Origin of the sequence: Rhizobium sp. BK591 (genome assembly GCF_014195045.1) — a bacterium.
Classification (GTDB): Bacteria; Pseudomonadota; Alphaproteobacteria; order Rhizobiales; family Rhizobiaceae; genus Rhizobium; species Rhizobium anhuiense.
In genome coordinates this window covers 279,253-302,755 of the sequence record NZ_JACIAZ010000007.1, presented here as the reverse complement: position 1 = coordinate 302,755, position 23,503 = coordinate 279,253, and the positions used below count along the sequence as shown (strand labels likewise).

Sequence of the window (23,503 nt, the reverse complement as noted above, 5' to 3'; positions counted from 1 at the left end):
AGCGTCGGCCGCCGAAACGCTCAGGAGACGATGTGATGACGATACTGGTGACGGGAAGTGCCGGCCATCTCGGCGAGGCGCTGATGCGCACTTTGAGGGCGCAAAGCCGCTGGGTGCGCGGCATCGATATCAAGCCCTCGGCTTTCACCGATATGGTCGGCTCGATCGGTGATCGCGCCTTCGTCCGGCAGGTAATGTCTGGTATCAGCCAAGTCATCCATGCCGCAACATTGCACAAGCCGCATGTGGCGACCCACGACAATCGCGATTTCCTCGACATCAATATCGCCGGGACGCTGAACCTGCTCGAAGAAGCCGTCGCCGCAGACGTCGCAAGCTTCGTCTTCACCAGCACCACCAGCACATTCGGCGCGGCATTGACGCCGGCTGCCGGCGAACCGGCGGCATGGGTGACGGAGGACGTGCTTCCGGTCGCAAAAAACATCTACGGCGTCACCAAACTCGCCGCCGAAGGCGTGTGCGAACTCTTCGCCCGCAAATCCGGCCTGCCGGTTGTCATTCTCAGGACATCGCGTTTCTTTCCCGAAAACGACGACGATGCTGATATTCGCAACGGCTATTCGCCGGAGAATGCCCAGGCCAACGAGCTTCTTCATCGCCGCGTCGATATCAGCGATGTGGCCGGCGCCCATCTACTGGCGCTCGAAAAAGCTCCGGCCATCGGCTTCGGCCGCTACATCATCTCCGCCACAACGCCGTTTTCATCAGGCGATCTCGCCGAGATCAGACGCGATGCGCCTGATGTCGTCGAACGCCTGTTTCCGGGTGCGAGCGCCCTCTATGCATCACGCGGCTGGAAGATGTTTCCGGCGCTTGACCGTGTCTATGTCAACGCGCGCGCAAAGCGGGAACTCGGCTGGCAGCCGCGATATGATTTCCGTTTCGTGTTGGATTGCCTACGCGAGAATAGGGAATGGCGAAGCCCTTTGGCGCTAGATGTCGGCTCGAAAGGCTACCATGACCAGACCTTTGTCGAAGGGCCTTATCCGGTCCGATAGAACCACGATCTGGAATACGGATAGGCGAAAGCCCGGCATCCTCGCGGCATGGCCTTTTCGCCGAAAAGCGTCATCCAGATATTATGATCCCGTCATAGACCGTCTGACGGGGATATGGGGCGACGAAATCCAAGGCGTGTTCTGCCATCGGGAAATCGAATCCAAGGCGGGGTGTCATTTGAAGCGGTGTCCAGCCTGCGGGCTGAGCCCGTTTTGAGAGCGCTTTTGACCGAGAGGGTATCTCCATGAAGAATGTCAGACCATAGCATCGCGGCTGTTTGCCGCGGCTCTCGCGGCATCCGCCACCATTCCGGCCGTCGCAATGGCCGAAAATTCCGCTGTCGGCGGCGGCCTCACCTTCGTCAACAAGGGCCTGGTCGGCGTTCGCCCGCCGGATGCGACGTCCCTGCCGACGATGAAAGGGAAGGTGCGATCCACGACCACCGATGGATGTTTACGATCCTGGGTGCCTACAAACGTAGGTGGGCGCCGTGTGTCCAGGCCCACGGGCCTGGCCAGGGACAGCTCCCTTTGGATCGAGTATGGCCCCAGGGATTGTGGTTCCTGTCGAGAGGCGCAGACCGCATCGCGATATATAAGGACGTTTGCGCTGCCGCGCCAGTGGCGGTGGCAGACCGTCCTGATTTAATTGAGATCAGTTCAGGTCCGGGGCGGAGCGGCCGTTCAGCTTGTCGGTGATGCCACGGATGCGGCTCGAAACCTCACTGAGTGCTGCCGCAAGGTTTTCTTCGGTGCGCGCGGTGGCCGCAAGCACCGTGTCGCGGTTGCCGCGCAGCGACTCGAGTTCGGATTCCAGCCCGGCGACGCGGCGCGTCAGCTCGGCAATCTCGTCCATGACCATGATGCCGGCCATGACCGTGATCCTCAGATCGCCGATTTCACCGAACTGTCCCTTGAGGTGGCCGACATAGCCGTCGAAACGGGTGGCGAGATCGGACAGGTGCTCCTCCTGCCCCTCCTCGCAGGCCATGCGATAGGCCTTGCCGTCGATCGTTACCGTCACCTGCGCCATACCAAACTCTTTCTATAAGAGCATGATGCCGAAAAGTGTGAGCGGTTTTCGGACGACATCATGCTCTAACTTTTTAAATTAGAACAGGATTCAGATTTTGGGCCACAGCCCAAAATCATCCTGTTCTAGCGATCCAGAACCGCGCGGATCGTTTCCATGGCCGTCACCAGCCGCCGGGATACCTCGCGATTGACCTCTTCCAGCCGGTTGGCGCGGAATTCGGCCTGATCGAGCTCCTGCGCCAGCCGGGAGCGGTCGGCGTGCACGCGTCGTACCTCGCCCTCGATCTCACCCTGCTCGCGCTGCCGCTCGACGCGCATGTCGACGGCGTTTTCGAGGCTCGAAATCGCCTGTCTCAATTCGTTGAGCGCTGCTTCCATGGTTTTGCCTGTGGGCATCATGTCTTTCCGATTCCCGCACAGAATCCGCGAATCGGCACGCCGCGCCGATCCTGTGATTTCAAAAGGATATGCCGCTCGCAAACGGCCCGTCAATAAATCCTGTCACTTGCCCACCGGCCTATCCTGTGGATGAGCACTTTACACGTGCTCGCCGCAGCAGATTCGTCATTTGTATAATCGCGCGATCAAATGTCAAAAATCGCCGCTGTCCGCCCGGATTTAGCCTGCCATTTATTGACTTGCCCGTTCCAACTGCTATGTCTCTGCCGCTTTCACACGATGGTCTTGGAGGCTCGAGGCCATCCCCCGACACCCGGAACTTGCGGAAAAGCCATGACCTCTCCCGAACAACACGACCGGATGGCGAATGCGATCCGTTTTCTCGCCATGGACGCCGTCGAAAAGGCGAACTCCGGCCACCCGGGCATGCCGATGGGCATGGCTGACGTGGCAACGGTCCTGTTCACCAAATATCTGCGCTTCGATCCAAAGAAGCCGCACTGGCCGAACCGCGATCGCTTCGTGCTATCGGCCGGCCATGGCTCGATGCTGCTCTATTCGCTGCTGTATCTGACCGGCTATCCCGACATGACGGTCGAAGATCTGAAGCAGTTCCGTCAGATCGGTTCGAAGACCGCCGGCCATCCGGAATATGGTCACGCGACCGGCATCGAAACGACGACCGGCCCGCTCGGTCAGGGCATTGCCAATGCCGTCGGCATGGCGATTGCCGAGCGCAAGCTGCGCGAGGAGTTCGGCTCCGACCTGCAGGACCACTACACTTATGTCATCAATGGCGACGGCTGCCTGATGGAAGGCATAAGCCATGAGGCGATCGCGCTTGCCGGCCACTTGAAGCTGAACAAGCTGATCCTCTTCTGGGACAACAATTCGATCACCATCGACGGTGCCGTTTCGCTGTCGGACTCCACCGACCAGATCGCTCGCTTCAAGGCCGTTCACTGGAACACCATCGAGATCGACGGTCACGATCAGGCCGCCATCGCCGAGGCGATCGAAGCCGCCCACAAGTCCGACCGCCCGACCTTCATCGCCTGCAAGACGATCATCGGCTTTGGCGCCCCAAACAAGCAGGGCACCCACAAGGTACACGGCAACCCGCTCGGTGCCGAGGAAATCGCCGCCACCCGCAAGGCGCTGAACTGGGATTACGAGCCCTTCGTCATCCCCTCCGACGTCCTGGACGCATGGCGCGCAGCTGGCACTCGCTCTGACAATATCGTCAAGGCCTGGGAGGAAACTCTCGCCAACGCCGCCGCCAAGGCCGAATTCACGCGCCGCATGGCAGGCGAACTGCCGGAAGGCTTCGACGCCGCGATCAGCGCATACAAGAAGAAGGTCGCCGAAACCAAGCCGACGGTTGCGACCCGCAAGGCTTCGGAAGATGCACTCGAGGTCATCAACGGCTTCCTGCCGGAAACGCTCGGCGGCTCCGCCGACCTGACACCCTCGAACAACACCAAGACTAGCCAGATGCACTCGATCACACCGACGGATTTCGCCGGCCGTTACGTGCATTGGGGCATCCGCGAGCACGGCATGGCCTCTGCCATGAACGGCATTGCGCTGCATGGCGGTCTCATTCCCTATAGCGGCGGCTTTCTGATCTTCTCGGATTATTGCCGCCCGCCGATCCGCCTGGCGGCGCTGATGGGCATTCGCGTCATTCACGTCCTGACGCATGACTCGATCGGCGTCGGCGAAGACGGCCCGACGCATCAGCCGGTCGAACAACTCGCCGGTCTGCGCGCCATCCCGAATCTGATGGTCTTCCGGCCTGCCGACGCCACGGAAACAGCGGAATGCTGGCAGATCGCCATCAAGACGCACAACCGTCCTTCGGGCCTTGCTCTGACGCGCCAGAACCTGCTCGCCGCCCGTACCGAATACAGCGAAAAGAACCTCTGCGAACAGGGCGCCTATACGCTGGCCGGCAATGCCGACGCCAAGGTGACGATCTTCGCCTCCGGCTCGGAAGTCGAAATCGCCGTTGCTGCTCGTACGGCGCTTGAAGCCAAGGGCGTGACCGTCCGTGTCGTATCGGTTCCCTGCACGGAACTGTTCTTCGAGCAGCCGGACGCCTACCGCAAGGAAGTCCTCGGCAATTCGCCGGTCAAGATCGCTGTTGAAGCCGCGGTTCGCGAAGGCTGGGATGCGTTCATCGGACCGGAAGGCACTTTCATCGGTATGAAGAGCTTCGGCGCTTCCGGCCCGGTGAAGGACGTCTACAAGCATTTCGGCATCACCGCCGACGCCGTCGTTGCGGCCGCCGAAGCAAAGCTTTAATGAGGGCGCCTTGAGGCGCTCTCCATCTCCTCAATTCCAGGCCCTGCCTTATCGGGCCCTACTCTATCGGGAGTGAATGCACATGACAGTCAAGGTTGCCATCAACGGTTTCGGCCGCATCGGCCGTAACGTCCTTCGCGCCATCGTCGAATCCGGCCGCACCGACATCGAAGTCGTTGCCATCAACGATCTCGGCCCGGTCGAAACCAACGCCCACCTGCTGCGCTACGACTCGATCCACGGCCGCTTCCCGGCGACGGTGAAGGTCGAGGGTGACATGATCATCGTCGGCAACGGCAAGCCGATCAAGGTCACGGCGATCAAGGATCCGGCAACGCTCCCGCACCGCGAACTCGGCGTCGACATCGCGATGGAATGCACCGGCATCTTCACCGCCCGCGACAAGGCCGCAGCTCATCTGACGGCCGGCGCCAAGCGCGTCATCGTCTCGGCTCCTGCCGATGGCGCCGACCTGACGGTCGTCTTCGGCGTCAACCATGACCAGCTCACCAAGGAGCACCTGGTCATCTCCAACGCGTCATGCACCACCAACTGCCTGGTGCCGGTCGTGAAGGTTCTCGACGACGCCGTCGGCATCGACCACGGCTTCATGACCACCATCCACTCCTACACCGGCGATCAGCCGACGCTCGACACGATGCACAAGGACCTGTATCGCGCCCGCGCGGCCGCCCTTTCTATGATCCCGACCTCGACGGGTGCAGCCAAGGCCGTCGGCCTCGTTCTGCCGCATCTGAAGGGCAAGCTCGACGGCACTTCGATCCGCGTTCCGACCCCGAACGTTTCCGTCGTCGACTTCAAGTTCGTCGCCAAGAAGGCGACCAGCGTCGGCGAAATCAACGAAGCCATCAAGGCTGCTGCAGACGGCAAGCTGAAGGGCATCCTCGGCTACACCGACGAGCCGCTCGTCTCCCGTGACTTCAACCACGACAGCCACTCCTCGATCTTCGCAACCGATCAGACCAAGGTCATGGAAGGCAACTTCGTGCGCGTCCTGTCCTGGTACGACAATGAGTGGGGCTTCTCCAGCCGCATGTCCGATACGGCCGTCGCCTTCGCCAAGCTCATCTAAGAGCCTGACGATTGACTATTGTAAGCGGCCCGGGAAACCGGGCCGTTTTTTGCTATACATGCTCACGCCGCATCATTTCCCATTTCCAGCACCGGATCTGGTAGGATGAGCGGCCTTGGGCATTCGATATGCACAGGCCGTCAGTACCGGCTCGGTTCCCAAGCCGGCACGGCGTCATCCATAACCCCTGCAGCCGCATCGTCGTCTCGGGGAGATAAAGAGAGATGAATGGATTACTTTACCGTTGAAATCGCCGGCCGTGCCGTTGCCAGTTTCCGCTCGGAAAACAGTGAGGAAGCGACGCATTTCTTCGAGGCGGAAGACTTTCGCGACGACCTGACCATCCTGGAATCCGAAGGCAAGCCTCTTTGGGACCGCAAAGCGGCCCTGAGCTTGCGCAAGGCGACAGCCGAGGAAGCAAGCGAGGTCGAGCACGCCTATGAATTCGACGACGATCCTGAACGGACGATCGAGGACGAGTTCGTCGTATTCCTGGTCCCGGTCGCGGATCTGACCGACGAGGGCGAGGACACAGAAGACTGAGCGAGTTGGCAATCCGCTGGCTTGGCGTGCTAGATTGAGGAAATGCGTAGCGCTGCACAATGGCTAGAATGAGCCAAGTGGAGGTGATCAATGGCAGAAGCACAAAAACGCTTGTCCCACACCAGCCTCAAACGGCGGCAGCGGTTTCACCCCAAGCGGGACGTCAGGCCTGCCGTGCTGGCAAAGGCCAATCGTCTGGTCATCTGGGTTGCCGCGTTCATTGGCCTCTCGTTTCTCGCCATCGTCATACTTCAGGCAACGTTGGGATAGCAGAGCAAGAGCCGGCGCTTCTGGCACGAAACGACAGCCGGCTGCTCTCGCTGGGCGGCCGGCATTTCCACCCGATATCGAAAAATCTCCGCGTTCAATTTCCCCGCTCTCCGCATTCGCGCCTGCAATCCATTCTTCCCGTCATTGGACAGCGCAAACGGGCCGCGTGAAAGGAGGGAGCGTGTCTTATCCTGTTGCCATTCGCAGATGCCGGCAGGAAAAATCCGTGCCCGGCTCTTTTGCCCTGCTCTCGCCTGATTTTCCTATACATTCTTTATAGAGAGTTTCTCCCGTAGCATTCCGTATCGGTTGGCCGTCCGGCAACCGTTCAGCAGCATGATGCAGCATCGCGACGAGGTTAAGCCGCAAGGCCTACCCTTCTCTGGCGTTTTGCCGTTTACTGATGGATCGCCGCGCGTGTGGAGGGGTTGAAACGGGACGGATCGGTCCGGGGTGGCCGTATTCGCGAAGCAGTCGATGGAAAGGGGTGGGCATGGAAGCGTTCTATATCGTGGTGCTGGTCTCGACGGCGCTCGTGCTTCTTGCCGCCTTTTCCAGCCTGCTCGCCTTCCGCTTCGGCGCGCCCCTGCTGCTGCTCTTCCTGATGATCGGCCTTGCCGCCGGCGTTGACGGCCTCGGCATCGAGTTCAGCAACAATTATCTCGCCTATATTCTCGGCTCCATCGCGCTGGCCGTCATCCTTTTCGATTCCGGCTTCGGCACGCCGATGCAGGCCTTCCGGCTGGCGGCCGTGCCCTCGCTGGCGCTCGCCTCGGTCGGCGTGCTGATCACCGCCTCGCTCTTTGCCTTTGCCGCCATGTGGCTTTTGAACTTCACCTGGCTGGAAGGTCTGCTGCTCGGCTCGATCGTCGCATCGACGGATGCCGCCGCCGTCTTCTTCCTGCTGCGCATCGGCGGCATCAACATCCGCGACAAGGTGCGCTCGACGCTGGAAGTCGAATCCGGCACCAATGACCCGATGGCGATCTTCCTCACCATCGCCCTCGTCGAGGTGCTGGCGAGCGGCGAGCGTTACGCCGGCATCAATATCGGCATGCTCGCCATGTTCGTGCAGCAGATGGGCCTCGGCGTCATCCTCGGCCTACTCGGCGGCATGATGATCGTGCTGATCGTCAGCAAGCTCGATACCGATCGTGGCCTGACGCCGATCTTCGTGCTGGCGCTCGCCCTTCTCGTCTTCTCCTTCACCGGCGCGGTCGGCGGCAGCGGCTTCCTCGCCGTCTACGTCGCCGGCATTTATGCCGGAAACCGCAAGATGCAGGCGATCGGCACCATCAAGCGCTTCCAGGACGGCATGACCTGGCTGGCGCAGATCATCATGTTCCTGGTCCTCGGCCTGCTCGCCACGCCATCGCAATTTCCGGTCATCATCGTGCCGGCCATCCTGCTCGCCCTCTTCCTGATCTTCGTCGCCCGGCCATTGGCGGTCTGGCTGTCGCTGCTTCCCTTCGATTACACGCAGCAGGAAATCGGTTTCGTCGCGTGGGTCGGCCTGCGCGGCGCCGTTTCCATCCTGCTCGCCATCATGCCGATCCTCGGCGGGCTCCCGAATGGCCAGATCTATTTCAATACCGCCTTCATCATCGTACTGGTCTCGCTGCTCCTCCAGGGCTGGACGATCAAGCCCGTCGCCAAGAAGCTCGGTCTGATCATTCCGCCGCGCATCGGCGCCGTCGACAAGGTCGAGGTCGACCTGCCGGGGGCTGCCAACCACGAACTGCTCTCCTACCGCGTCATCAAGGATAGTCCGGTGCTGCGGGGCGAGCGTATTCCGCGCTGGGCGACACCCTCGCTCGTCATCCGCGACGGCAAGTCGATGCGTTATCAATATGCCGGGCGGCTGCGCGAGAACGATCTCGTCTATCTCTTCATCGTGCCGAGCTATTCCCGCCTGCTCGACCGGCTCTTCGCCAGCCGTGCGCCTGTCGATGACGACGATGCCGAATTCTTCGGAGCCTTCGCGCTCTCCCCCGCCCGCCCCGCCGCCGATCTCGACGCCGCCTATGGACCCGGCCTGCTCAACGAATCCGAAAAGGGCCTGACGATCGCCGAATTGATGCGGCAGCGCCTGGGCGGCAAGGCCGATTATGCCGACCGCGTCCGCCTCGGCTCGATCATCCTCATCGTCCGCGATCTCGACGAGCACGACCACATCACCTCCGTCGGCATGTCGCTCGAAGCCGTCGAGCCGGCGATCACGCTGCCGATCTTCATCAACCTCAAGGACATCATCCAGCGCATCCGCGACCGGTTGAACGGGCGCCGGAACCGCGAAACCAAGGCTGCCGAAAGCGCGCCGAAAACGGCGGCCGGACGCGACGAAGGCACACGCGAAAACGGCCGTTGAACGCCTTGCGTCTCGAATGATCCTTGCTATGGTCGGCGCAACTTCCGCCAACCAAGACTGGATCTGCCCATGCCTTCTTTCAAGACCCTTGACGACCTCACCGACATCCGCGGCAAGCGCGTTCTCGTCCGCGTCGACCTCAATGTTCCGGTCAAGGACGGCAAGGTCACCGATACGACGCGCATCGAGCGCGTGGCGCCGACGATCCTCGAACTGTCTGAGAAGGGCGCCAAGGTGATCCTGCTGGCCCATTTCGGCCGGCCGAAGGATGGCCCTTCGCCTGATCTCTCGCTGTCGCTGATCGCCCCTTCGGTCGAGGAAGTGCTGGATCATGCCGTGCTGACGGCCTCCGACTGCATCGGCGAGGCCGCCGCCTCCGCCGTCGCCGCGATGAATGACGGCGATATCCTGCTTCTGGAAAACACCCGCTTCCACAAGGGCGAAGAAAAGAACGACGCCGACTTCACCAAGGCGCTTGCCGCCAATGGCGATATCTATGTCAACGACGCCTTTTCCGCCGCCCACCGCGCCCATGCCTCGACCGAGGGCCTTGCTCACCACCTGCCGGCCTATGCCGGCCGCACCATGCAGGCCGAGTTGGAGGCGCTGGAAAAAGGCCTCGGCGATCCCGCTCGTCCTGTTGTCGCGATCGTCGGCGGCGCCAAGGTCTCGACCAAGATCGACCTCCTGATGAACCTCGTGAAGAAGGTCGATGCGCTCGTCATCGGCGGCGGCATGGCCAATACCTTCATCGCCGCCCGCGGCACCAATGTCGGCAAGTCGCTCTGCGAACATGATCTCGCCGAAACCGCCAAGCAGATCATGATCGAGGCGGCGACCGCCGGCTGCGCCATCATCCTGCCGGAGGATGGCGTGATCGCCCGCGAGTTCAAGGCAGGTGCTGCCAACGAGACGGTCGATATCAACGCTATTCCCGCCGATGCCATGGTGCTCGATGTCGGCAAAAAATCCGTCGAGGCCATCAACGCCTGGATCGAGCGCGCTGCAACCCTGGTCTGGAACGGCCCGCTCGGCGCCTTCGAGATCGAACCCTTCGATGCCGCAACCGTTGCTGCCGCGAAATACGCCGCGGGGCGCACCGCCGCCGGCAAGCTCACCTCGGTTGCCGGCGGCGGCGACACCGTCTCAGCCCTGAACCATGCCGGCGTTGCCGACGACTTCACCTATGTCTCGACCGCCGGCGGCGCCTTCCTCGAATGGATGGAAGGCAAAGAGCTTCCCGGCGTCGCCGTCCTCAACGGCAGATAATCGCAAAACCTGATTTGACAGGTTTTACATGTGGATAGACCGTGGAGGCCAAGCGCTTTCCGCGGTCTTTTGCTCAGCGCGCGGAAAAAATCCCAGATTTTCAAACGATTGAATTGATTTCAATCGTTTCAATGACTTAGCCTTCCATTTTCCTCTCTATAAACTTCTGTTATCGCCGTCCTATATTCTTAATCGCCGATGTTTAATGCTGTGGAGAGAACGAGATGAGCGAACGACTGGAAGACATTGCAGTGCAGATGGTTACGGGCGGCCGGGGACTGCTCGCAGCTGATGAATCGACCTCCACCATCAAGAAGCGTTTCGACACGATCAATCTCGAATCGACCGAAACGAGCCGTCGCGACTACCGGGAGATGCTCTTCCGCTCCGACGAGGCGATGAAGAAATATATCTCCGGCGTCATCCTTTACGAAGAGACGCTCTTCCAAAAGGCCGCGGACGGCACGCCTTTCGTCGATATCATCCGCGCTGCCGGTTCCATTCCCGGCATCAAGGTCGATACCGGCGCCAAGCCGATGGCCAAGTATCCTGGCGAAACCATCACCGAAGGCCTAGACGGTCTCGGCGAGCGCCTTGCCCGGTATTATGAAGCCGGTGCCCGCTTCGCCAAATGGCGCGGCGTCATCGCCATCTCATCGACGCTGCCGACCCGCGGTTCCGTCCGCGCCAACGCTCAGGCGCTTGCTCGTTATGCCGCACTCTGCCAGGAGGCCAGGATCGTCCCGATCGTCGAGCCGGAATGCCTGATGGACGGCAAGCCGGGCGACCACACTATCGACCGCTGCGCCGAAGTGACCGAATCCACGCTGCGCATCGTTTTCGAGGAACTGGCCGATGCCCGCGTCAGCCTCGAAGGCATGATCCTGAAGCCGAACATGGTGATCGACGGTAAGAATGCCCGCAAAGCCTCGGTCGCGGAAGTCGCCGAACGTACCGTGCAGGTGCTGAAGCGCACGGTTCCGTCAGCGGTTCCCGGCATTGCCTTCCTCTCCGGCGGCCAGTCGACCGAAGAGGCGAGTGCGCATCTTTCCGCCATCAATGCCACAGCCGACCTGCCCTGGTTCGTTACCTTCTCCTACGGCCGCGCCCTGCAGGACAGCGCGCTCAAGGCCTGGAACGGCAAACAGGAAAACGTCGCCGCCGGCCAGCGCGAGTTCACCCACCGCGCCGAGATGAACAGCCTCGCCGCCAAGGGCAGCTGGAAGAAAGACCTGGAAAAGGCAGCCTGATTTTTCAAGCTTGAGATTTGGGCAGGGAGCGGCAAACACAGCTTCCTGCCCTCTCATTGTCACGGCGACAAGAAACCGCTTCGTTCCTTGAAAAACCGTGATTATTCATAGCGGCCTGCCACAACGGGAGCCGCCATGAACACCCTCTCCTACGTCACTGTCGATGTTTTCACCTCCACCCGTTTCGAGGGTAACCCGCTTGCCGTCATTTCCGATGCGCGCGGTCTCAGCGATGCGGCGATGCAGAAGATCGCCACCGAGTTCAACTATTCCGAAGTCACCTTCGTGCTGCCGCCGGAAGACCCGCAAAACTCCGCTCATGTGCGCATCTTCACCCCGACGATGGAAATACCCTTCGCCGGCCATCCGAATGTCGGCACCGCCTATGTGCTCGGCCAGCAGGCGAAGATCTTCGGCAAGCCGGTCGGCGATACGCTGCGCTTCGAGGAAAAGGCCGGCATCGTCGAGGTCAGCCTGAAACGCAGCGGCGGAAAGGTTGTTGCTGCCGCCATCCGCGCACCGCAATCGCTGACGATCGGCGATACCATTGCCGCAGAAACCATTGCGCGCTGCGTCTCGATCGATCCCAGTGTCATCGTCAGCACCACCCATGCCCCGGTCTTTGCGTCCGTCGGGTTGAACTTCGCCGTCTCAGAGCTGAACGGGCTCGAAGCACTGGCCGCTGCCCGTCCGGACCTTGCCGGTTTCCAGGGGGCGGCTGGCCGCCAGGCGACGAACGGCCACGATTTCTCGCTCTTTCTTTATGTCAGAACATCCGATGATCCCTGGCATATCCGCGCTCGCATGTTCGCGCCCCTCGACAACGTGCCCGAGGATCCGGCGACGGGCAGCGCTTCCGCCGCCCTTGGCGCCTATCTCGTCTCGCTTGCGCCAGATCGCGATATGAATGTCCGCATCACCATCGAGCAAGGTGTCGAAATGGGCCGCCGCAGCATCATCGCCCTCGATGTGGTGAAATCAGGCGGCATCGTCACCGATGTCGTCATCTCGGGAAGCTGCGTTCCCGTCATGCGCGGAGAAATCGGCTTGCAAGACTGACGGTCGCAGATCGCGCCGTACCCCAGGTAACCAGGGATTACATCAGGAAGTCGCGCGAAAGCAGTGCCAATGCCCAGACGGCAAAAGCAATCAGCGCGATCTTCCAGAAATCCATCCGTCGCCTCAGGCCGGGAAGCCCGAGCGGCTTGATCAGCTGTATCGCCATGGCAAGGATGAGCAGCAAGGCTATCAGCTTTGTCATGCTTTATTTTTTCCGTTTTTCGGAATGTCACAGGACGGACATTTTTCCGCGCGAACAAGAGAATCTCGACACGCCGTAAAGACATTCCGGGGCACAATCAATCATCTTGAGGCTGGGCTGACGCCGCTCCTGCCTTATGTCCATGCAAATCGCTTAAGACCGAGTCTGGGGAAATGAAGAGAAATCTGCTGTCCGTCGCTGCGCTGCTCTTTGGCACGCTCTTCCTTTTCATGGGCAATGGCCTGCAGGGCATCCTGCTTCCCGTGCGCGGCAATCTCGAAGGTTATGCCACGACGACGCTTGGTCTGCTCGGTACGTCATGGGCTGGGGGCTTTGTCATCGGCTGCCTGGTGGCGCCGAAATTGGTGCGCCGCGTCGGTCATGTGCGCGCCTTTTCCGGCTTCATCTCGATCATCGCCATCATCGCGCTGGTCAGCGGCATCATCATCGATCCGATCTGGTGGGTGATCCTGCGCGCCGTCACCGGCTTCTCCACCGCCGGCACCTCGATGATCATCGAAAGCTGGCTGAACGAGCGCGCCAGCAACGAGAGCCGCGGTGCGATCTTCTCGCTCTATATCGGCATCACATTGCTCGGCGTCGTCGGCGGCCAGATGATGATCCCGCTCGAGGATGTGCGCACGCCTGTCTTGTTCATGATCTGCGGTATCTTCTATTGCATCGCCATGCTGCCGACGACGCTATCGACGGCCGCTTCGCCGCAGCCGTTGAAGGCGGTCCGCCTCGATCTGCCGGCCCTCTATCGCAACTCGCCGGTCTCCTGCCTCGGCATCCTGCTCGTCGGCATCGCCAACGGTGCCTACGGCACGCTCGCTCCTGTATTCGGCGCCGGCGCCGGCCTCTCCGACACCAGCATCGCCATCATGATGAGCTCCACCATCTTCGCTGGCGCCATGATGCAGCTGCCGGCCGGCCGGCTTTCCGACCGTATCGACCGGCGCTACGTGCTCGCCGCCATGTCCGGGATCGCCGCCGTTGCCGGCCTGCTGATCTTTTTTCTCCACCCGACATCCGCCGGCTTGCTGATCGGGCTCGTTGTCCTTTACGGCGCGGTGGCCAATACGCTCTATCCGATCGCCGTCGCCCATGCGAACGACTTCGCGGCGTCGGAGGACTTCGTCAAGGTCTCTGGCGGCCTGCTGCTGCTCTACGGCATCGGCACGGTGATCGGCCCGACGATCGGCGGCCCCGTCATGTCGGTGATCACCCCGCATGCGCTTTTCCTTGTCACCGCCATCGCTCACGTGCTGATCACCGTTTATGCCATCATCAGGAGCCGTATCCGCGCCGCCGTCCCCGTCAGCGACCGCGACGCCTATACGACGATCCCGACCGGCACCTCGCCGATGCTGACACCACAGAGCATGTCGCTTGCCGATCGCGGCGCCGGCAAGGCTGCCGACACCGGAAAGTCTCCCGAAAGCGGCGATCCTGCTGTAAAGTTCGGTTAGAGCAGTTCCAGCAAAAGTGCGCAGCGGTTTTGCGTCCGGAATTGCTTTGACAGAACAGCAAAACGGAGGACGAACCATGAGCTTCATCGATGACGACCGGCCGCAGAAGAAACTCGCCCATGAGATCGGCGCCGATCTCTCCATGCTTTCGGTGGACGAGTTGAAGGCGCGGGTGGAATTGTTGAAGACGGAGATCGCTCGTCTCGAAGCCGAAGCCGCGCGCAAGGCTTCCGGGCGGCAGGCGGCGGAAAGCTTCTTCCGCTCGTGATCCGGTAAACCCCGAAAAACAAGGCTATAGGCGGATAAATGAGCCTGCCTCAAGTCTTACTTCGGTACAGTGTTAATAAAATATTAAGCTTTATAAGGTATTACTATATTCATCCGGATTTTCTCTGGATCTCAGACAGTTTTCCAAGCGGTGAATTGGTCTGATTTTTCTCCCTGTTTTACCTTGAGAGCCGCTTTTGCGGCTCTTCTTTTTCCTATGCCGGCGCGTTTCCACGAAACTGTGGAGATTAACCCTTTCTTAAGAAACGGCTTGCGCATTTGGGCTAATGATACCATCTTAAAGTCATAAAGACCGGGCCTGGAAACTTTTCCGTCGGTGTCGGCGTTACCTGAATATAAAGTAGCTGCGTGCAACAGGGACTATTGCGATGTCGGAAGTTGGATTGAACACGATCAGTTTTGCGGGCCGCGCCGCTGCATCCTCGCAGTTCAAGGCACTTTATGCGGAAGGCATGTCGCTAGTCGAAGAGACCGCCGCCTATCTCGACGGCCAGGGCCGCGCAGCCTCCAAGGTTCTGCCGCGGATGGCCTCGGTTCTTTACGCCGCGGAATCGATGCGTCTCACCACCCGCCTGATGCAGATGGCCTCCTGGCTGCTGTTGCAGCGCGCCGTCAACAATGGCGAAATGTCCCGTGACCAAGTGCTGGCCGAAAAGAACAAGGTCCGCCTCGACGGCTTCAACGTCGACCGCACAGCACCCGGCTGGGGCGACCTGCCGGAATCCTTCCGCGATCTCGTCGAGCGCTCACTGCGTTTGCAGAACCGCATTGCTCTGCTCGACCGCGAGATCTACCGCCCATCCGAAGCCGTGATCGTTCATGACAACCAGAACAGCGTCCAGGCTCAGCTTTCCCTGCTGCAGACCGCCTTCGGCAACAACTGAACGGATCTGCGAGAATTCGATAGAGACCGGCTGCGTCCTGCGCGGCCGGTTTTTTGTTGTCGTCGAACGCCGGCATGCCGACTGCATAATTCAAACTGTTCCAGCGCCGTTTGCGCGTCTGGCAAGACGCGCGGCGCTGTAAGCCACTGCACACGCAAAGAAGCCCGGTGAAACCGGGCTCTCTTCGAATTCCGTCGGGCAGAAGCGATTAGAGGCCGAGGCCGCCGAAACGCTTGTTGAACTTGGAGACGCGGCCACCGCGGTCCATGAGCTGCTGGCTGCCGCCGGTCCAGGCCGGATGCGACTTGGAATCGATTTCAAGGTTCATGACAGCGCCTTCCGAACCCCAGGTCGAGCGGGTTTCGTATTCGGTGCCATCGGTCATGACCACCTTGATCATGTGATATTCGGGATGGATGCCTGCCTTCATAACAATCTTCCTGCGATACCGGAGTTCAATTTGCCGCATGCAGTTGCGGCCAACGAACCGATTGAATAAATGAAGCCGCAGTCGTGATGGCTACGGCTTCCCATTAGGATGCGGTGCCTATACATGAAGGACGCCTAGATAACAAGAGCCAACAGGCCGCATTGCGCGGGTCCTGCGGGCGATCGGAGACGATTTGGCAGAGCAGGCACGGGCTGAAGAAAACAAAAGTCGGTCGCTGCGACCGCTCGGCAGGCTGACGCCCTATGTCATGCGTTATCGCGCCATGGTGGCCGGCGCGCTGATGTCGCTGGCGCTTGCCGCCGTCACCTCGCTGGCGCTGCCGCTTGCCGTGCGCCGCATGATCGATCACGGCTTCACTCATTCCGACGGCCGTTTCATCAACAGCTACTTCGCCATGCTGATGGTCATGGCCATCGTCCTCGCGGTCGCGAGCGCGCTGCGCTATTATTTCGTCATCACCATCGGCGAGCGCATCGTCGCCGATCTACGCCGCGATGTCTTCTCCCATGTGACGAGGCTGTCGCCCTCGTTCTTCGATGTCAACCAGTCCGGCGAGATCGTCTCGCGCCTGACTGCCGATACGACTCAGATCAAGTCCGCCGTCGGCGCCACCGCTTCGGTGGCGCTCAGAAACCTCATCCTCTGTATCGGCGCCATGGGCATGATGATCGTCACCTCGCCGAAGCTTTCGAGCCTCGTCATCGGAGCGATCCCGCTGATCGTCTTCCCGCTCGTCGCCTTCGGCCGCTCGGTGCGCAAGCGCTCGCGCGCCGCCCAGGATACGCTCGCCGACGCCTCCGCCTTCGCCAACGAGACGATCGCCGCGACCCGCACCGTCCAGGCCTTCAACGGCGAGGATGCCGCAGCGACGCGTTACGGCACCGCCGTCGAATCCGCCTATGACGCCGCCCGGGCAGCCATCCGCTCGCGCGCGCTGCTGACGGGGATCGCCATTACGCTGATCTTCGGCAGCGTCGTCGCCGTGCTCTGGGTCGGAGCCCATAGCGTTCTTGCCGGCACCCTTTCTGCCGGCACGCTCGGCCAGTTTCTGCTCTATGCCGTCATCTCCGCCGGTTCGCTGGGCGCGCTGTCGGAGGTCTGGGGCGAACTCTCGCAGGCAGCCGGCGCTGCCGACCGGCTGACCGAACTTCTCGACGAGGTTTCGCCGATTGCCGCCCCCGCCAGTCCGCAGCCGCTTCCGTCCCCTGGCCGCGGCCGCGTCGAATTCGCAGACGTGCATTTCGCCTATCCCTCACGCCCCGGCAAATCGGCGCTGCATGGCTTAAACTTCGCCATCACGCCGGGCGAGACCGTTGCCATCGTCGGCCCTTCCGGTGCCGGCAAGAGCACCGTCTTTTCGCTGCTGCTGCGCTTCTACGATCCGCAGCAGGGCAGCGTGAAGATCGACGGGGTCGACGCCCAGCTGACCACGCCCGACGAGCTGCGTCAGCGCATCGCCATCGTGCCGCAGGACGTCACCATCTTTGCCGCCTCGATCCATGACAACATCGCCTTCGGCCGTCCCGGCGCCTCGCGTGACGAGGTCCGCGCCGCAGCCCTTGCCGCCCAGGCTGACGAATTCATCGCCCGATTGGATAGGGGCTACGAGACGGAAGTCGGCGAACGCGGCATCACGCTCTCCGGCGGCCAGCGCCAGCGCATCGCCATTGCCCGCGCCATCCTGAAGAACGCGCCCGTGCTGCTGCTCGACGAAGCGACCTCCGCCCTCGACGCCGAAAGCGAGACGCTGGTGCAGAAAGCCCTCGACGGCCTTGTCGACGGCCGCACGACGCTGGTCATCGCCCATCGCCTGGCAACGGTTCTGAAAGCCGATCGCATCCTGGTCATGGATCAGGGCCGCGTCGTCGAGGAGGGCACGCATAAGAGCCTGATCGGCCATGGCGGTATCTATGCGCGGCTGGCACGGCTGCAATTCGACGCCGCCAACGAGGATGTACTCGCCGCCGCCAAATAGCCGGCGCGCATCTCTCCAGCCAAAAGCGACTAAAGTCTGAACCTCGCAGCACCTCTCCGCGGTTGCCTTTCGCGCGGTCTGCCCTACCCTCTTCATTCCCCGGGGTGGGGATATCGCTGTAGAAATTCTTGGGAGGAGATGGGAATGGCGCTTTCCGATATGACGCGACGTGCGGGCCTTGTGCTCGGTTTCAGTGTGCTTGCGACCTTTGCCGCCGGCGCAACTGCCGCTGCCGCGGATTTTCCTGATCGCGCGATCACCATGGTCGTGCCCTTCGCGGCCGGCGGCTCGACCGATGTCGTTGCCCGCATCGTCGCGCAGAAGATGTCGGAGGATCTGGGCCAGCAGGTGATCGTCCAGAATGTCGCCGGCGCCGGCGGCAATCTCGGCGCCGGCAATGTCGCCCGCGCTGAACCCGACGGCTACACCATTCTGATGGGCACGGTCGCAACCCACGCCCTCAACCCGCTGATCCTCAAATCGACCCCATACGATCCCGAGAAGGATTTCGCGCCGGTCTCGCTGCTCGTCATCGTGCCCAACGTTCTGGTCGTCAATCCGGAATTGCCGGCAAAGACCGTGCAGGAGTTGATCGCGCTGTTGAAGGCCGAGCCCGACAAATACAGTTACGCTTCGTCGGGCAACGGTACGCCGCTGCATCTTTCCGGCGAACTCTTCAAGTCCATGGCCGGCGTCAGCATGCAGCACATCCCCTATAAGGGTGCCGGCCCGGCATTGAACGACGTCATCGGCAACCAGGTGCCGATCATGTTCGACAACCTGCCCTCTTCATCGAGCCACATCAAGGCCGGTACGCTGCGGGCGCTGGCGGTGACGACGGCCCAGCGCGCGCCCTCCTTCCCCGATGTGCCGACGGTCGCCGAGTCGGGCATACCAGGCTACGAGACCTATACATGGAACGCGCTTTTCGCCCCGGCCAAGACGCCGGACGAGGTGGTCTTGCGCCTCAATGCTTCGGCCAAAAAGGCGCTCGCCGACCCGGCCGTTGCCGAACGGATGAAAGAATTCAGCGCCACCATCGTCGGCTCGACGCCGGAAGAACTTGCCACCCATGTGAAGGCCGAACTCGCCAAATGGGGACCGGTCGTCAAGGGGGCGAATATCCAGATGGAGTGATGCCGGAGCATCATGCCTCTTCCATCGCGAACAGGATTCGGATTTTAGGCCGGCCCGGCCTGAAATCTCTTGTTGTCGCGGCGAAGCGTCCGGCCTCTCCTTTGCTAGCGTCCAATGGAAATGGTGACAATTGGACGCTAAGCAATTCAATTCAAATTAAGGTAGTGGAAAAGCTCGCCATTTTGATCTAGCCTCCGCTACGCTGATGGTTGCAATTCAGCGTTTCGGGAGACATCCATGTATAAATTCGAAGTTTATAAGGATAAGGCCGGCGAGTTCCGCTTCCGCTTCAAGGCATCGAACGGCGAAGCCATGTTCTCGTCCGAGGGCTACAAGGCGAAGGCGTCGGCCGTGAACGCCATCGAATCCATCAAGAAGAACGCACCCGGCGCCGAAATCGTCGATCAGACGAAGGCCGAATCCTGATCAGATCGGCAGGGGCGGCGTCAACGCAGCTCCTGCCCTTTCGCGCCTTTGAGCAGCGCCGGCACCCTTGAGTCTGCCCGTTTGCTGGTGATTTTTCGGCGCCATTTTCTTTTTCGCATATTTTTTGAAAACCATGTCGAAACGACCGATGGCCGCGCCTCATTGTTTTGGAACGGCCCTCCGCTCCGCCGGGCTTTACAGCTCTCGGGATATCGGTCCCCGATATCGGCATGCCCGGATCAACGCCAACAACGAGATCAGGAGTTTTCCATGCAATATGCTCTCATCATTCGCGAAGCCGCCGAGGATTTCGAGCGCCGCAGCGATCCGGCCTATCGAGATGGCTGGGTCGCCTACAGCAAGGCGCTTGCTCAGGCAGGGATCATGACCGGCGGCGCCGGGCTGACCGGCCCGGAGACCGGCACGATCGTACGCCGCAAAGGCGGGGAACACGATGTTCAGGACGGCCCCTATCCGGAAGGCAAGGAACAACTCGGCGGCTTCTATCTGATCGACGTCCCCGACATCGACACCGCGCTTGAATGGGCGACCCGCGTTCCGATCTCCGACAAGGGTTCTGTCGAGGTGCGCCCGCGCCTGCAGATGTGAGGCGACGATGCCGCCTGATGCCGGGCGCGCTGCCGAAAAGGTGGCGCGTCAATCCTACGGCAAGCTGATCGCTTTCCTCGCCGCCCGCTCGCGCGACGTGCCGGCGGCGGAAGACGCATTGTCGGAAGCGCTGGCCTCGGCCCTTCGCGTTTGGCCAGAGCGCGGCATTCCCGGCAATCCGGAAGCCTGGCTGCTGGTGGCTGCACGCCGCAACCTCATGCAGGCCACCCGCCACCGCACCGTCGAGGTCAATGCGCAAACGACGATATTGATTGCCTTCGAAGAAGCAGAGGAACGCATGAACGAGGCCGGCAAGGCCGTCTTTCCCGATGAGCGGCTGAAGCTGCTCTTTGCCTGTACCCATCCCGCCATCGACAGCTCCGTGCATACGGCGCTGATGCTGCAGACCGTTCTCGGCATCGAGGCGCGAACCATCGCGCGAACCTTCGTCATTTCGCCGGATACGATGAGCCAACGGCTGGTGCGGGCCAAGGCGAAGATTCGGGATGCCGGCATTCCCTTCGCCGTTCCGCAGCGTCCCACCTTGCCCGGGCGGCTCGCCGCGGTGCTCTCGGCGATCTACGCCGCCTACGGCCTCGGCTGGGACGGCCTCGACGGCGAAGAAGAGCGCCATTCGCTTGCCGGCGAAGCGATCTGGCTCGGCCGAGCGCTTCTTGCGGTACTGCCGGACGAACCGGAGGCAATCGGTCTCCTCTCGTTGATGCTTCACTGCGAAGCCCGCCGCAACGCCCGGCGCGACAGCGATGGTCGATATGTGCCGCTAGACGAACAGGATACCGCTGCGTGGAACGCAATCATGATCGCCGAGGCGGATTCGCTGCTACGCAAGGCCGGGAGTTTCAACCGTTTCGGCCCCTTCCAGTGCCAGGCGGCGATCCAGTCCGTGCATGCGGCGCGCCGGCTGTCGGGAAAGACCGACTGGCAGGCGTTGACAACACTCTACGCGGCGCTGGTGATGATGAAACCCACGCTGGGTGCACATGTCAGCCAGGCTGCGGTGATCGGCAGGGCGCTGAATGCGGCCGCTGGCCTGAAACGGCTCGACCAGCTCGATCCGAGCGCTGTCGCCAGCTACCAGCCCTACTGGGCGGTGCGCGCCTTTCTTCTGTCGCAGGCCGGCGACGATACCGCGGCGGCCGGCGCCTATATGACAGCGATCGGCCTCAGTGACAGCCCCGCCGTCCGCGATTTTCTCGCCGGCCGGCTAAAGGAGGCGCGGCTGTAATCATTTCTCAGTGAGCTTCAGCTCGATGCGGCGGTTGGTAGCGCGCGCGTCCGGCGTATCGCCTGGCGCGATCGGCTGAAACTCGCCGAAGCCGGCGGCAACGAGCCGGTCGGCCGGCACGCCTTGCGCGATCAGGAACTTGACGACCGAGATCGCGCGCGCCGAGGAAAGTTCCCAATTGTCGCGATAGCGGCCCGTTCCGCCAAGCGGCACATTGTCGGTATGGCCGTCGACGCGCAGCACCCAGTTGATCTCCGGCGGAATTTCCTTGGCGAGATCGAGAAGGGCGGCGGCGAGCTTTGCCATCTCCGTCTGCCCCTCCGGATTGAGATCGGCGCCGCCCGAGGGAAACAGCACTTCCGACTGGAAGACGAACCGGTCGCCGACGATACGGATATTCTCGCGGTCCGAAAGGATCTCGCGCAGGCGGCCGAAGAAGTCGGAACGGTAGCGGTTCAGTTCCTGCACGCGCGCCGCGAGCGCGACGTTCAGGCGGCTGCCGAGGTCGGCGATCTTGGTCTGCGAGACCCGGTCTTTCTCCTCCGACGCCTGAAGGGCAGCTTCGACGGCGGCGATCTGGCTGCGAAGCGCTGCAATCTGCTGGTTCAGCAGTTCGACCTGGCTGAGCGCCCGCTCGCTCACCTGCTTCTGCTCGTCGAGCTCCTGCGTCATCGCACCGATCCGTTTCTGCGCTGCATCCTGACCGCCCGAACCGGCATTCAGCAGCGCCTGCAGCCGCGAACGGTCGCCTTCGGCACTGGCAAGCGAGGCCTGCAGATTGGCGACCGAATCCTGAAGATCCTGGTTGCTGCCCTTTTCGAGCGCGAGTAGCTGCGTCAGCTCGTTGATCTGGCTGTTGAGGCGATTGAGCACCTCGTCGCGTCCGGTGATCTCGCGGCTGAGGATGAACTGCCCGACGACGAAGACCGTCAGCAGGAACATGATCGAGATGAGCAGCGTCGACAGCGCGTCGACGAAACCCGGCCAATAATCCACCGTGCGTTCGCGGCGGCGGTTGCGGGCAAGAGCCATGGCTTACTTGCCCTCGCTCTTTTCTGTCTGGCTGGCGCGGTCGCGCGTGCGCTCGCCTCTCTCGCCTGCGCGCTCCTGCACGCCGATGCGTTCGGCCAGCCGGTCAAGCGTGCGGCGCATCGCCTTCGCCTCGTCCTGCTGCGCCTCGATCCAGTCGCGCAGCATCTGCTGTTCGTTGCGCATGTTCTTGACGAGGCCCTGAATGCCTTCGGCAAGGCTCGCCATGGCGGCGACGGAGCGCTGGCTGCCGGTGCCGCCCTCTTCGGAGACCTTGCGCAGATAATCGGAGAGCGCGCGCATGTCGTCCGAGGAGGCGCCGGAAACGGCGTCGAGGGCCGGGGCAAGATCGGAGCCGACATCTGTGACCGAGGACAGCCAGTTTTCCAGTTCCATATAGAAGCGGTTCTGCGCGCGGCCGGCCTGCAGATCGAGGAAACCGAGAATGAGCGAACCGGAGAGGCCGAGCAGCGAGGAGGAGAAGGCCTGGCCCATGCCCGAAAGCGGCATGGAAAGCCCTTCCTTCAGCGCCGAAAGTACATCCCCCGTTCCGTTCGAGCCGGCATCGAGCGACTGGATGACGATGCTGATCGAACCGATCGTGCCGATGAGGCCCCAGAAGGTGCCGAGCAGGCCGAGGAAGACCAGGAGGCCAATCAGGTAGCGCGAAACGTCGCGCGATTCGTCAAGGCGGGTGGCGATCGAATCGAGGATCGAGCGCAGCGCCGTCGTCGACAGCGCGACCGAGGTCTTGCGGCTGCCGATCAGCGCCCGCATCGGCGCAAGCAGCCGCGGATTGCGGCTGACCTTGTCGGCGCTGCCGGCGGCGCGGAACGAGTTGAACCAGCGCACTTCGGGGCGAAGCGCCAGCACGTGATTGAAAACAAGGATGATTCCGACCGCGAGAACGCCGACGATCAGGCCGTTGAGGCCTGGATTGTGCATGAAGGCGGTCTGCGTCTGGCGGAAGAGGATGGCGGCGATAAAGCCGACGATGACCAGGAAAAGCAGCATCGTCCAGAGGAAGGGCATGGGGCTCGAAAGCCTGTAGGCATAACCGCCGGCCGTCTTTTCGGTGGAGCCGATCTCCGCCACATTCACATTTTCCATAGGGTCGCTGCCTCCGGAGTCATTGCTGGCGGAGACTAGAGCAACATTGTGCCGAATTGAAG

Annotated in this window: 23 protein-coding genes and 1 other RNA gene; 17 read left to right on the top strand and 7 right to left on the bottom strand. The window is 61.7% G+C overall.

Features of this window, described 5'->3' with window-relative positions:
• The first annotated feature begins 35 nt into the window (after positions 1 to 35).
• Entirely contained in the window at positions 36 to 1,019 is a 984-nt protein-coding gene (locus FHX10_RS28460) for an NAD-dependent epimerase/dehydratase family protein (RefSeq protein WP_063475345.1), read from the top strand.
• A 427-nt stretch (positions 1,020 to 1,446) separates the two neighbouring features.
• On the opposite strand, the gene ssrS is transcribed toward FHX10_RS28460, so the two are convergent.
• The 3 genes from ssrS to FHX10_RS28445 form a co-directional block, all read right to left on the bottom strand.
• A non-coding RNA gene (ssrS, locus tag FHX10_RS28455) (6S RNA) lies at positions 1,447 to 1,605 on the bottom strand.
• Positions 1,606 to 1,674: 69 nt separating this feature from the next.
• Positions 1,675 to 2,052, bottom strand: coding sequence for a cell division protein ZapA (locus tag FHX10_RS28450; protein ID WP_028755524.1), 378 nt, complete (start codon positions 2,050 to 2,052; stop codon positions 1,675 to 1,677).
• Between the two features lie 125 nt (positions 2,053 to 2,177).
• On the bottom strand, positions 2,178 to 2,453 hold the full coding sequence (locus FHX10_RS28445; RefSeq protein WP_012758879.1) for a DUF4164 domain-containing protein: 276 nt from the start codon (positions 2,451 to 2,453) through the stop codon (positions 2,178 to 2,180).
• Between the two features lie 333 nt (positions 2,454 to 2,786).
• Here FHX10_RS28445 and tkt point away from each other — a divergent pair, with 333 nt between their 5' ends.
• The 8 genes from tkt to FHX10_RS28405 all read left to right on the top strand — a co-directional run bounded on the left by tkt (position 2,787) and on the right by FHX10_RS28405 (position 12,612).
• Positions 2,787 to 4,760, top strand: coding sequence for a transketolase (gene tkt / locus FHX10_RS28440; protein WP_028755523.1), 1,974 nt, complete (start codon positions 2,787 to 2,789; stop codon positions 4,758 to 4,760).
• Between the two features lie 82 nt (positions 4,761 to 4,842).
• Entirely contained in the window at positions 4,843 to 5,853 is a 1,011-nt protein-coding gene (gap, locus tag FHX10_RS28435; protein WP_028755522.1) for a type I glyceraldehyde-3-phosphate dehydrogenase, read from the top strand.
• 228 nt (positions 5,854 to 6,081) lie between these two features.
• The gene (locus FHX10_RS28430; protein ID WP_028755521.1) at positions 6,082 to 6,396 is read left to right on the top strand and encodes a hypothetical protein; all 315 of its coding nucleotides are present in this window, start codon (positions 6,082 to 6,084) and stop codon (positions 6,394 to 6,396) included.
• 90 nt (positions 6,397 to 6,486) lie between these two features.
• Positions 6,487 to 6,666, top strand: a complete 180-nt coding sequence (locus FHX10_RS28425) for a hypothetical protein (protein ID WP_028755520.1) — start codon at positions 6,487 to 6,489, stop codon at positions 6,664 to 6,666.
• A gap of 493 nt (positions 6,667 to 7,159) precedes the next feature.
• Complete coding sequence (locus FHX10_RS28420; RefSeq protein WP_028755519.1) at positions 7,160 to 9,034, top strand: potassium/proton antiporter; 1,875 nt, start codon at positions 7,160 to 7,162, stop codon at positions 9,032 to 9,034.
• A gap of 69 nt (positions 9,035 to 9,103) precedes the next feature.
• Positions 9,104 to 10,303 carry a phosphoglycerate kinase gene (locus FHX10_RS28415; RefSeq protein ID WP_028755518.1) on the top strand — a complete coding sequence of 400 codons (1,200 nt, stop codon included), beginning with the start codon at positions 9,104 to 9,106 and terminating at the stop codon, positions 10,301 to 10,303.
• Between the two features lie 224 nt (positions 10,304 to 10,527).
• Positions 10,528 to 11,553 (top strand): class I fructose-bisphosphate aldolase, encoded by a 1,026-nt coding sequence (locus FHX10_RS28410; protein WP_028755517.1) that lies wholly within the window; start codon positions 10,528 to 10,530, stop codon positions 11,551 to 11,553.
• A 135-nt stretch (positions 11,554 to 11,688) separates the two neighbouring features.
• Positions 11,689 to 12,612 carry a PhzF family phenazine biosynthesis protein gene (locus FHX10_RS28405; protein WP_028755516.1) on the top strand — a complete coding sequence of 308 codons (924 nt, stop codon included), beginning with the start codon at positions 11,689 to 11,691 and terminating at the stop codon, positions 12,610 to 12,612.
• A gap of 37 nt (positions 12,613 to 12,649) precedes the next feature.
• Here the strand turns inward: FHX10_RS28405 and FHX10_RS28400 are convergent, their stop codons facing one another.
• Complete coding sequence (locus FHX10_RS28400) at positions 12,650 to 12,814, bottom strand: hypothetical protein (protein ID WP_088930352.1); 165 nt, start codon at positions 12,812 to 12,814, stop codon at positions 12,650 to 12,652.
• A 173-nt stretch (positions 12,815 to 12,987) separates the two neighbouring features.
• Here FHX10_RS28400 and FHX10_RS28395 point away from each other — a divergent pair, with 173 nt between their 5' ends.
• The 3 genes from FHX10_RS28395 (at position 12,988) to FHX10_RS28385 (ending at position 15,458) form a co-directional block, all read left to right on the top strand.
• Positions 12,988 to 14,286 carry an MFS transporter gene (locus tag FHX10_RS28395; protein ID WP_028755515.1) on the top strand — a complete coding sequence of 433 codons (1,299 nt, stop codon included), beginning with the start codon at positions 12,988 to 12,990 and terminating at the stop codon, positions 14,284 to 14,286.
• A 76-nt stretch (positions 14,287 to 14,362) separates the two neighbouring features.
• Entirely contained in the window at positions 14,363 to 14,554 is a 192-nt protein-coding gene (locus FHX10_RS28390) for a DUF1192 domain-containing protein (protein WP_028755514.1), read from the top strand.
• A gap of 388 nt (positions 14,555 to 14,942) precedes the next feature.
• Positions 14,943 to 15,458 carry a DUF1465 family protein gene (locus FHX10_RS28385; protein ID WP_028755513.1) on the top strand — a complete coding sequence of 172 codons (516 nt, stop codon included), beginning with the start codon at positions 14,943 to 14,945 and terminating at the stop codon, positions 15,456 to 15,458.
• Between the two features lie 208 nt (positions 15,459 to 15,666).
• On the opposite strand, the gene rpmE is transcribed toward FHX10_RS28385, so the two are convergent.
• Positions 15,667 to 15,888 (bottom strand): 50S ribosomal protein L31, encoded by a 222-nt coding sequence (rpmE, locus tag FHX10_RS28380; protein WP_028755512.1) that lies wholly within the window; start codon positions 15,886 to 15,888, stop codon positions 15,667 to 15,669.
• 193 nt (positions 15,889 to 16,081) lie between these two features.
• On the opposite strand from rpmE, the gene FHX10_RS28375 reads away from it, so the two are divergent.
• From FHX10_RS28375 to FHX10_RS28355, 5 genes are all read left to right on the top strand, one after another.
• A complete protein-coding gene (locus FHX10_RS28375) occupies positions 16,082 to 17,884 on the top strand; it encodes an ABC transporter transmembrane domain-containing protein (RefSeq protein WP_097630733.1) in 1,803 nt (600 codons plus the stop codon).
• 144 nt (positions 17,885 to 18,028) lie between these two features.
• The gene (locus FHX10_RS28370; protein WP_097630732.1) at positions 18,029 to 19,021 is read left to right on the top strand and encodes a Bug family tripartite tricarboxylate transporter substrate binding protein; all 993 of its coding nucleotides are present in this window, start codon (positions 18,029 to 18,031) and stop codon (positions 19,019 to 19,021) included.
• 237 nt (positions 19,022 to 19,258) lie between these two features.
• Positions 19,259 to 19,447, top strand: coding sequence for a YegP family protein (locus tag FHX10_RS28365; protein ID WP_028755509.1), 189 nt, complete (start codon positions 19,259 to 19,261; stop codon positions 19,445 to 19,447).
• 270 nt (positions 19,448 to 19,717) lie between these two features.
• Positions 19,718 to 20,056 carry a YciI family protein gene (locus tag FHX10_RS28360; RefSeq protein WP_028755508.1) on the top strand — a complete coding sequence of 113 codons (339 nt, stop codon included), beginning with the start codon at positions 19,718 to 19,720 and terminating at the stop codon, positions 20,054 to 20,056.
• 7 nt (positions 20,057 to 20,063) lie between these two features.
• Positions 20,064 to 21,302, top strand: a complete 1,239-nt coding sequence (locus FHX10_RS28355) for an RNA polymerase sigma factor (protein WP_097630730.1) — start codon at positions 20,064 to 20,066, stop codon at positions 21,300 to 21,302.
• Here the strand turns inward: FHX10_RS28355 and FHX10_RS28350 are convergent, their stop codons facing one another.
• The gene (locus tag FHX10_RS28350; RefSeq protein WP_028755506.1) at positions 21,303 to 22,334 is read right to left on the bottom strand and encodes a peptidoglycan -binding protein; all 1,032 of its coding nucleotides are present in this window, start codon (positions 22,332 to 22,334) and stop codon (positions 21,303 to 21,305) included.
• Between the two features lie 3 nt (positions 22,335 to 22,337).
• Positions 22,338 to 23,441 carry a hypothetical protein gene (locus tag FHX10_RS28345; protein ID WP_028755505.1) on the bottom strand — a complete coding sequence of 368 codons (1,104 nt, stop codon included), beginning with the start codon at positions 23,439 to 23,441 and terminating at the stop codon, positions 22,338 to 22,340.
• Positions 23,442 to 23,503: the final 62 nt, after the last annotated feature.